This is a genomic window from Gilvibacter sp., from assembly GCF_013214815.1.
Lineage (GTDB): Bacteria > Bacteroidota > Bacteroidia > Flavobacteriales > Flavobacteriaceae > Gilvibacter.
Genome location: NZ_JABSPU010000031.1, coordinates 22996 through 29410, shown reverse-complemented (window position 1 = coordinate 29410; position 6415 = coordinate 22996). Strand labels below are relative to the sequence as shown.

The window sequence follows — 6415 nt, the reverse complement described above, 5'->3', positions numbered from 1 at the left end:
TACGGAACGGCGGTTGGAGTGATCAACCCAGACGCTAAATACAAGGTGGTTATAGAGGGGCATGCGGATAAGATCTCTTGTTATGTCAATTATATTACTGACAATGGACTGCTGTATGTAATTCGCAATGGAGGAAGTGACCACCAAATTGCACCTTCCAAAGTGGTTAACATTCACACCAAAAAAGGGATTGTAAAAGGAGTTTTTGGTTGGCCTGCAATTCACACGCGCAATCGCGCTAAGGAAGAAGCGCCTAAGCCAGATAATATTTTTATTGACATTGGAGCCAAAGACAAGAAGGAAGTTGAAAAAATGGGCGTTCACGTAGGTTGTGTGATCACCTATCCGGATGAGTTCCACGTTTTGAACAAAGACAAATTTGTTTGCCGTGCTTTAGACAACCGTATGGGTGGGTTTATGGTGGCCGAGGTTGCTCGACTTTTAAAAGAGAACAAAAAGGAATTGCCTTTTGGGCTATACGTGACCAACTCAGTACAAGAAGAGATCGGTTTGCGCGGTGCGCAGATGATTGCAGAGCGCATTCAACCCAATGCTGCTATTGTGACAGACGTGACTCACGACACCACTACTCCAATGATCGATAAAAAGAAGCAAGGGCATCAAAAGATCGGCGAAGGGCCAGTGATCGCCTATGCTCCCGCAGTACAACAGAAGCTGCGCGATCTGATCATAGAAGCTGCGGAAAACAATGATATTCCGTTCCAGCGCTCCGCCCTATCTAGAGCCACCGGAACAGACACGGACGCCTTTGCTTACAGTAATAGCGGTGTGGCCTCTGCCCTAATTTCTTTACCGCTGCGCTATATGCACACCACGGTAGAAATGGTGCATAGAGAAGACGTGGAAAACGTGATCAAATTGATTTATGAATCTGTACTTAAAATCAAAGATGGCGAAAGCTTTAGCTACTTTGATTAAGCTGCAAAAGAATTGAAAAAGGCCTGGATGTTAAATCCAGGTTGTTTTTGTTTAATCGATTTATAAAATCTTGTTTATCGAATTGTAAACTGCTTGGTGCTGGGGTCAAATTCTCGTAGTTTTGGAGCTTAAATTCTAATCTATGAAAAAACTACTTATCCTATCTTTAAGTGCCCTTTTTATGGCCGCTTGTTCGCAAGACGAGCAAGAACTGACAACGCCAAACGATACTTCTTTTGATCTTAAAATTTTTGATGATACCAATTTTGGTGTATATGAAGGTATCTTCTCAACAGCTAAAGGAGATGCACGTGCTACAATAACCATTAAAATTGTTCAGGAAGATGTTGCAATGGCAACACTTTACTTCAATGACGGAACTACCACTGTTGCTCGCAGCAAATCACCTATAGTTAAAGGAGAGGCCATTGATCTAGTTGCTTTTGGCGGCAATGACATTTCTTTTCTTTTCTCTGCGGATGCAGACGGTTCTAATTCCTCAGTAACAGATGTGGTTTATAAGAAGGAAGCTGCAGATATCATAACTGCTAAATCAACAAGTCGTGTACCTGTAACTTCACTAACAGGATCATACGTTTGTGCGGATTGTGCTAACCCTTCGCCTCGTACTTTTAATGTAATGATCTCAGGTGATGGCACCGGTGATCAAACATACACAGCCCAAGCAAGTTTCAACGGAAATACTTTCAACGGTAATGGCGCTCAAGACGGCTGTGTTACTGCAGGTAGCTTTGATTACTGTAACGTTGGTGACACTGGTGGAATCTCTATTGGAGCCGGTGTTGTAAACTGGAACGGTACTGTACTATATGGTAACAGTTTAGTTGATTGCACACAACTTATTGGCCAGTGGTATTTTACGGGGTCTGCTAATGATAAATCTGGAACATTCTCTACGGACAATCCTTGTGCTTCTGTATTGGCTTTTGAGGATTTCGAAGATGATACAGTAACCTACACTACGAGTGTTGCCGAATTCACTGACGGTGGTGGTGACTTCTTTTTAAGAACAGATGGCAGCGATATTAGCGGCGGTTATGTTGTAGAAAATATTGTTGAAAATTTCTTTTTCGCTGCTCAAGATATCGACGGTGAAGGAGCAACGCTACCAGTATACTTGGAATTCACAGATGTTGCGCTAGCTTCTGGCGCTCAGCAATTATTTGTTGAATTGCTTTTGGCTGAAGACGATGACGGAACCAGCCAAGATTGGGACGAGTCTGATAACGTAATTGTTCAGTACAGCTTTGATAATGTAACCTGGACAGACGTTCTTAATATTGAAGCAGAAGCTGGAGGTTCTTCATTCAACAATACACCACGTGTTGATACCAACGGCGATGGATTTGGTGATGGGAAAGAGGTGACCAACGTGTTTGACAACTTTGTAGGTGCCTTTCAAAATAACGCAACAACCAATCCAGGTGGTTCTGGAACGGTTAGCGTACGTATCCAATTCCAATTGAATTCTGGAGATGAAGATATTGCCATTGACAACATCTACATTCTTGAAGAATTGTAAGATTGTGTTAAGTACATAAAAAAGAAAAACCCGGGCAAACGTCCGGGTTTTTTTGTGGCAATAGTAAAGAAATGTTCTTGCTGCTCTAAGTAGAGACACCCATAGGCTAAGGCTTCATTTTTGCTATATTTGCGGGAAACTTATAGCCCTTGCTATTCAACTCACTTAGTTTTGGATTTTTCCTCCCCATTGCATTCTTGGTGTATTGGGCGGTAGGCAGGCAAAATATAAGACAGCAAAATCTGGTCCTTCTTGTGGCCAGTTATATCTTTTACGGCCTTTGGGATTGGCGCTTTCTCTCGCTGATCTTTGCCAGCTCCATAGTTGATTATTACGTAGGGATCTTGCTCCCAAAAGCTAAGTCAAAAGCGCGCAAGAACAGTATACTGGCGCTGAGTGTGGTGTGGAACCTTGGGGTGCTGTTCATCTTTAAATATTACAATTTCTTTATCGCTGGCTTCAGTGAGCTCTTCTCGCTCAACGCTGATGAATACGTGTTTAGCTCTTTACGAGTTATTCTGCCTGTAGGATTGAGCTTCTATACCTTTCAAACGCTGAGTTACAGTATAGATGTTTATCGCGATCGGATAAAACCCAGCAAGAACCTTTTGAATTTCTTGTGCTTTGTAAGCTTCTTTCCGCAGTTAGTAGCTGGGCCAATAGAACGCGCTCGAAATTTATTGCCTCAGTTTGACAAAGAACGCAAGTTTGACCTGGAGTTAGCCAAAGATGGCTTGAGACAAATACTTTGGGGACTCTTTAAAAAGGTAGTAGTTGCAGACAATGCCGCAGTGGTAGTCAATACCATTTACGCCAGCCCAGAGGATCACGGAAGCCTTTCCCTACTCTACGCTTCAGTGCTGTTCTTTTTTCAGATTTATTGCGACTTTGCAGGCTATTCAGACATTGCTATTGGAACCGCGCGATTGTTTGGTTTTAGACTCAGTAAGAACTTCAACATTCCTTATCTGTCCAGATCTGTTGCAGAATTCTGGCAACGTTGGCACATAACGCTCACCAAATGGTTTACCGATTATGTGTACGGGCCGCTGGCCAAGAATAGCAAAAACTATTTAGTGCGTACTGGAGCACTCTTTGTATCTATGGGGCTTATCGGTTTGTGGCACGGTGCCAATTGGACCTTTATTGTCTTTGGGCTCTTTCAAGCCTTCACCATCTCAATAGAACGCATTCCAGTGACCATTAAAGGGAAAGTAGTTAATATAAACTACTACCTCACCAAGATGCCTTTAGGGCTCACCGTGATCTATAGTTTTACCTTGATCATGACCTCCTGTATCTTTTTTAGATCGGAGAATTTAGATATGGCCTTTTTCATTATTGGTCGTATTCTAGAAGGTGTTCCCTCAGAACCTTTCTCTTTAGAGATCGGGTGGCGTGTACTGTTTATTCCTTTGTTAATTCTGATGGAATACTTCACACGAAATCAAGACCATCCTTTTGTAAAGATCGAATCCAAGACCGGACGTGTTGCGCGTTGGGCTATGTACTATCTGTTTATATTCTTTATCTTTCGCTATGCCGGACCCAAAGAAGAGTTCATCTATTTCCAGTTTTAAGGAGATCCTAAAGCGCTTTGTTAGGCCGGTGGTACTTTTCTTTATCCCGGTGGTGATCATTGCTACTGTATTGGAATTGATGGTCGCAAAGATTCCGAGTACCTACAGCCTTGTGGGAGAGCAACTAGAACAAGAAGCAGAAAATATTGAAGTAGCCGTATTTGGTTCTTCTCAGATCAAGAACAGCATCAATCCGGAGTTCCTTACCAAAAACACGCTAAACATTAGCTCTAGCGCCCAGCACCACAATACGGATTATAAACTATTACAAGGCGTAGTGGACCGCCTACCGAATCTCAAAACTGTAGTTTTTGAGCTTTCTTACGGGCATTTGGAAGTACCGCACAATTCAAAATATTATTGGAAAAGGCCCGTCTTTTTGAAGTACTACGGCATCAATACCTTTGACCGTGCAACGACTCCAGCAGACAGTTTGCTGTATATGTCGCATCCTGGGTTTTTCACAACGCAACTTTTTGACCAATACCTAAGAGACAGTTTGCCTGCTTTCAATCGCTTTGGTTTTGATACGGGCAATTACAAAGGGCGCTTTAAACGCTTGGGATTCGATGTGGATTCTATTATGAGAGACCCGCTGAACATCAGCAGAAGAGAGTCTTTAAAGATCTTAGAATACAACACCTCCTACTTTAAGGAAATGCTCGATTTCTGCTACGACAGAGGTTTGTCTGTGGTGATCATTAGTCCGCCCACCTTTGCTAATTACAGTGAAAAAAGAGATCTAAATACGCTCCAACGTCGCGATAGTGTACTTGCTGAATTAAAAGTCAATTATCCAGGACTTCGCGTGCTCATTGCCGAAACCGACAAGCGCTACCTAGTAACCGATTTTAGAAACGGCAATCACCTCAACCCAGATGGTGCGGAGAAATTCACCAAACAGCTGGACAGTCTACTCAATACAAACTAGTTCTTTAAAGCTTTAAAATAACGGCGCGCCTCTTTCAAAACTCTCGGCGCCATGATGATCGTGGCCAGCATGGTTGGGATCGCCATAAGGGCAAATACACCATCAATCAAGTTGATCATTAGACTCAATGAAGTCGTCGCACCTAGAATAATACTTCCTATGTAGAATATGTTGTAGTATTTTTTATTGTGCGCTCCAAAGAGGTAGCTCATACATTTGCTTCCGTAGTAGGAATAGGAGAACAAAGAAGAGATACTAAAGACGGCAATACAGATCAGCAGGATGTAGCTTCCAATACCAGGTAGACTGTTCTCAAAAGCAGAAGCGGTCAATGAAACTCCGTTTGCACCACTGGTTTCCCATACTCCGGTGACCAAAATCGCCAAAGCTGTAAGCGTACACACGATCAAGGTGTCAATTGCCGGACCTAACATGGCCACCAAACCTTCTCGCGTAGGCTCGCTAGTCTTTGCGGCGCCATGAGCCATGGGAGCTGTACCGATACCTGCCTCGTTAGAAAAAGCTCCACGACGTATCCCTAAAAGGATCAATCCTCCAACCAAACCACCAAAGAGCGGCTCTCCAGAATACAGTTCTGCACTAAAAGCATCTGTGACTATAAGGCTTAAATACTTAGGAACTTGATCAAAATTGACTCCGAGGATATAAAGGACAGCAACAAAATAAAGCAATACCATAGACGGTACTAGCTTGGCTGCAGTTTTACTAATACGAGATAATTGGCCTACAATTACAATAGTAGTTATCCCCACTAAGATCAAACCAATGATCAAATTGGACTCAAACCCGACTTGAATATCATTGGGGATCAAAAGGATATCATTTATGGCCTGCGTCAATTGGTTTACATTAAATACCGGCAGCGCTCCGATCATTCCAGCCATACTAAAGAAAACGGCCATGAACTTCCATTTTTTACCCAGCCCTTCTTCTATAAAATACATAGGACCACCCTGTACTTCTCCAGCGCTGTCTTTGCCTCGATATAAGATCGCTAAGGTTGCCGTAAAGAATTTTGTAGACATCCCCACAACAGCAGAGACCCACATCCAAAAGACAGCTCCCGGACCTCCAAGGGCTATAGCTACAGCTACTCCTGCAATATTACCCATCCCTACCGTTGCCGACAAGGCTGTGGTCAAGGCTTCAAAGTGATTGATCTGACCGGGATCGTCCGGGTCATCGTACTTTCCGCGCAGCACGTTAATGGCATGTCCTAAATAACGAAAGGGCAAGAATCTGGATCGGATCAGCAAATACAATCCACCTCCAATTAGAAGAATTAACAAGGGTAAACCCCAAACAAATGAGGCAAATTCGGCTACGATCTTATCGAGTAATTCCATGCTGCGCTGCTAAATAAAAGCCTAAAATACCATTATTATTTTTGTCCTCTGGCAT

At 43.0% G+C, this 6415-nt stretch carries 5 protein-coding genes; 4 read left to right on the top strand and 1 reads right to left on the bottom strand.

Features of this window, described 5'->3' with window-relative positions; all coding sequences use genetic code 11:
* The 4 genes from HRT75_RS08175 to HRT75_RS08160 all read left to right on the top strand — a co-directional run.
* The coding region (locus HRT75_RS08175; protein ID WP_291184968.1) for a M28 family peptidase at nucleotides 1-939 on the top strand (939 nt) is incomplete at its 5' end.
* 142 nt (nucleotides 940-1081) lie between these two features.
* A complete protein-coding gene (locus HRT75_RS08170) occupies nucleotides 1082-2482 on the top strand; it encodes a hypothetical protein (protein WP_291184966.1) in 1401 nt (466 codons plus the stop codon).
* Nucleotides 2483-2736: 254 nt separating this feature from the next.
* The gene (locus tag HRT75_RS08165; RefSeq protein WP_291184964.1) at nucleotides 2737-4062 is read left to right on the top strand and encodes an MBOAT family O-acyltransferase; all 1326 of its coding nucleotides are present in this window, start codon (nucleotides 2737-2739) and stop codon (nucleotides 4060-4062) included.
* Nucleotides 4022-4993, top strand: coding sequence for a hypothetical protein (locus HRT75_RS08160; RefSeq protein ID WP_291184961.1), 972 nt, complete (start codon nucleotides 4022-4024; stop codon nucleotides 4991-4993). The genes HRT75_RS08165 and HRT75_RS08160 overlap by 41 nt, the downstream gene beginning before the upstream one ends.
* Here HRT75_RS08160 and HRT75_RS08155 read toward each other — a convergent pair.
* Entirely contained in the window at nucleotides 4990-6360 is a 1371-nt protein-coding gene (locus HRT75_RS08155) for an alanine/glycine:cation symporter family protein (protein WP_291184959.1), read from the bottom strand. The genes HRT75_RS08160 and HRT75_RS08155 overlap by 4 nt on opposite strands.
* Nucleotides 6361-6415: the final 55 nt, after the last annotated feature.

What these genes read in the sequence shown, in the direction of transcription:
- HRT75_RS08170 (WP_291184966.1), top strand. Translation starts at nt 1,082, where the DNA reads ATGAAAAAACTACTTATCCTATCTTTAAGTGCCCTTTTTATGGCCGCT.
- HRT75_RS08160 (WP_291184961.1), top strand. Translation starts at nt 4,022, where the DNA reads ATGCCGGACCCAAAGAAGAGTTCATCTATTTCCAGTTTTAAGGAGATC.
- HRT75_RS08155 (WP_291184959.1), bottom strand. Translation starts at nt 6,360, where the DNA reads ATGGAATTACTCGATAAGATCGTAGCCGAATTTGCCTCATTTGTTTGG.